Source organism: Kribbella sp. NPDC026596 (assembly GCF_040638415.1).
Classification (GTDB): Bacteria; Actinomycetota; Actinomycetes; order Propionibacteriales; family Kribbellaceae; genus Kribbella.
Genome location: NZ_JBEZYF010000151.1, coordinates 1 through 2,811, shown reverse-complemented (window position 1 = coordinate 2,811; position 2,811 = coordinate 1). Strand labels below are relative to the sequence as shown.

Genomic DNA, 2,811 nt, shown 5'->3' with positions numbered 1-2,811 from the left:
CAGGACGCACCCTTACCGGGTAGATGCGCCTTGGGCGGGTTCGGGTACAGCGTAGGTCCCGACCAGTACGGCGAGCATCCTCAATTCGGCATGACAGCGCGGATCCGCGGAATGTGCGGATGCACGTAGGGGCAACGATTGGGACGAGAGCACGTCGCGCCGCGTAGGGTCCGGAGTGCCTGACACGCAACCACGTGCACTATCGGCCCGTAGTTCCGACAGCAGGAGGATCGTAGCTCCGGATCGCACTCAATTCGGCAGATCCGTGCGTTGTCGGCGCGTCAGGTGGTCGGCACACCAGCCTGTCTCGCATCAGTAGCCGACAAGAGTTGCGGGATTAGTTTGCGGATCACAGCTGGCGGTGTCCGGCCACACCGAGGCGAGAAGATTGAAGCCGGCGAACGCCCGCGACCGGGTGCTGCCTCTGCGCCACGCGCTTCCGGTTGGGCCACGTGTCGACCTACTCATTGCGAGGAGGAACGACAACGCCTCGTCTGGTCTCCACCACCAACTTTGCCCTCGCTGTGTTCGCACCACGACCACATGTCCCGCATGTGTTGACACCACTTCGCACCACGACCGGCACCAGGCCGGCGGAGGCGGATCGACCTGTCGACACAGGTCAAGGCCCGCTGGCCGGAAGGCCCCGCGAGACTGGAAACCACAGCCCGCGGGGAAGCAGGTTGTTCAGCGTGCGAACTGCCCGGTACGTTCATCGCTCGACGATGTCGGAATCGTCATCATAAATAGTTCCCAGCGTTCGTCACGCATGGACTCGAAGATCGCAGCGTCGTCGTACTCCACCGGCAGCAGTTCTGGATCGAGATCATCAGGGCCTGACCCTAAGGGCTCCGACAATCCTACGAGCGTCAGAAGCCAGTCTCTGGCAGCGGCCATCAGCTCGCGATCTTCCGTCCACATGCCCATCTCGAGGCTTGAGCGAGAGCTTTTGGTGAAGTTGGCGGATCCGATCCACAGCTTCTCAGGGACGAAGAACAGCTGATCGACCACATCTCCCGAGGGATGTTCATCGGTCCAGCCCATACGCCCCAGCAGCATGATCTTCGCGTGCACGATCGGGACCAGCCGGTTGCCGACTCTGCGGAAGCCGATCTCACGCACTCCACCAATGTCGACTTTGTCGACCCACGAGGATGAACCTGGCCCGACAACCAGGGGACGTCCGTCTTGGCGTGGGGCCAGTTCAGCCAGCTCGGGATAAGCAGCCTGCGCCAGTCCACTCTCTTGCGCCAGCTTGGTGAGCATCTCCAGCCCGGGCCTTGTGTACTTGCCTTGCGGTTGCTTGGTGACCACCACACAAACGTTCGCCATGCGGCCGAGCACATCAATCAGCTCCGGGTCATCCATCCACATGGCGCACCCAAGTACGCCGGGGCCCCACGAGCGCCCAGTACGCCGACGTCGTGTCGCCTCGGCCAGGCTGGCAACAAGACTGGCCAGCACATCTCGACCAAAGACGGCTTCGCCACCTTCTGAGGTCCGGACCAGGCGGTCAGCACCATCGGGGAACCTCGGCTCGGAACCAGACACAGCGAACAGCCTAGGCCAACGGACGGCCCCGATTTCCCGTGTTGCTTGAGCAACATCAGCCAGCCAACTTTGTCAGCGCCGCGGCCCAGCTGGCCGAGAAGTCCTGCTTGACCTGCGACGCTCACAGGTGACCTGGCAGTGGTACCTGGACTGCTCTCCCTTAGCCGATCGGAAGCCGGCGAGCTCCTTCTCGACATCTCGGTGGCGCCCGCCTCACCGCGGCACACCCAGCACGACTACGTGCAGTTCGTCCTGTCTGCCGAGCATGCGCCACTTGGGGGTACACGGCCAAGTCGGAGCCGCTTCGATGGACTGGATCTCACGGCCGGCGAAGCTCGGCCCGGTGCGGAGAGCCGGACCAAGTGAGCAGCACCTGGACAGTATGCAGCCTCGGCGCCCGGGATAGGCCACGCTGTCGCTCATGGATTCTTTTACTGCAGCGATCACCATCGCTGCTTCGGTCACCTCGGGAGCGTTTGCCCTGGGTGGTGTCTGGTTGAGTCAGCGCTTCCAGAAGCGGCAGCGAGCGCGGGACCGCGCGGGCGCTGCCGACGCGAAGATCGAGGAGACGACGCGGGAGCTTCTCGACGCGGTGTCGGCGCTGCAGGTCGCCTTGTACGAATCGGTGCCCCGGTCGAACTCCTGGCAACCCAAGCTGACGATGTTCGGGCTGGCGTTCCTGGAGTTCGTCGCCGGACACAGGGCCGGCGGCGTGAAGCAAGGGATGGCCCAAGTGGGTCGGGTCGCAGTCGGCCACGGTGACCGCGACCTCGCCGCGGTTGATCGGATCCTGGTCCGGCTCGAGCAGGTTCTGGTGGCGACGAACAGGGTCGCCGTCCTGCCGGACTCTGAGTTCCGCACCGCCGCCCTGCGATTGAGTGAGGCCGCGAATGCGGCGATGCAGGCCTATGGCACGGATGCCCTGTGGCGGCCGAAGGCTGCCAAGGCCCGCAGGGCGAAAGTCGATGCCGAGCTGCTCGACGCGCTGGGACAACTGTTGACCACAGTGAACGATCGTCTCCATCCGGAACCGGCGCCGAACCCTCCGCGCTGGTGGCGTCGTACGACGCCATGGCTGAGCCCGCGGCGACGTGCAGCGAAGAAGGCAACTGCCATGACCTCGGCTGTGCCGATCGAGGTTCGGCCGGCGTAAAAGGGCTCTTCGCAGTTGAGCAGGCCGGCGCCACCTTCGGGGCGCACCGTGGTCCGCGAAGATTCGGGGTCGCTGGGTGGTTGTGGGCCGCTGGTCTCAGCTGGATG

2 protein-coding genes are annotated in these 2,811 nt (G+C 64.5%); one reads left to right on the top strand and one right to left on the bottom strand.

Annotated elements, in window-relative coordinates; all coding sequences use genetic code 11:
• Positions 1-687 precede the first annotated feature (687 nt).
• Positions 688-1,368 (bottom strand): hypothetical protein, encoded by a 681-nt coding sequence (locus AB0E63_RS46345; protein WP_360381287.1) that lies wholly within the window; start codon positions 1,366-1,368, stop codon positions 688-690.
• Between the two features lie 604 nt (positions 1,369-1,972).
• Here AB0E63_RS46345 and AB0E63_RS46340 point away from each other — a divergent pair.
• Positions 1,973-2,704, top strand: a complete 732-nt coding sequence (locus tag AB0E63_RS46340; RefSeq protein WP_360381284.1) for a hypothetical protein — start codon at positions 1,973-1,975, stop codon at positions 2,702-2,704.
• The last annotated feature ends 107 nt before the right edge of the window (positions 2,705-2,811 follow it).

Coding starts and splice junctions, on each gene's coding strand:
- AB0E63_RS46345 (WP_360381287.1), bottom strand. CDS start 1,368: ATGGATGACCCGGAGCTGATTGATGTGCTCGGCCGCATGGCGAACGTT.
- AB0E63_RS46340 (WP_360381284.1), top strand. CDS start 1,973: ATGGATTCTTTTACTGCAGCGATCACCATCGCTGCTTCGGTCACCTCG.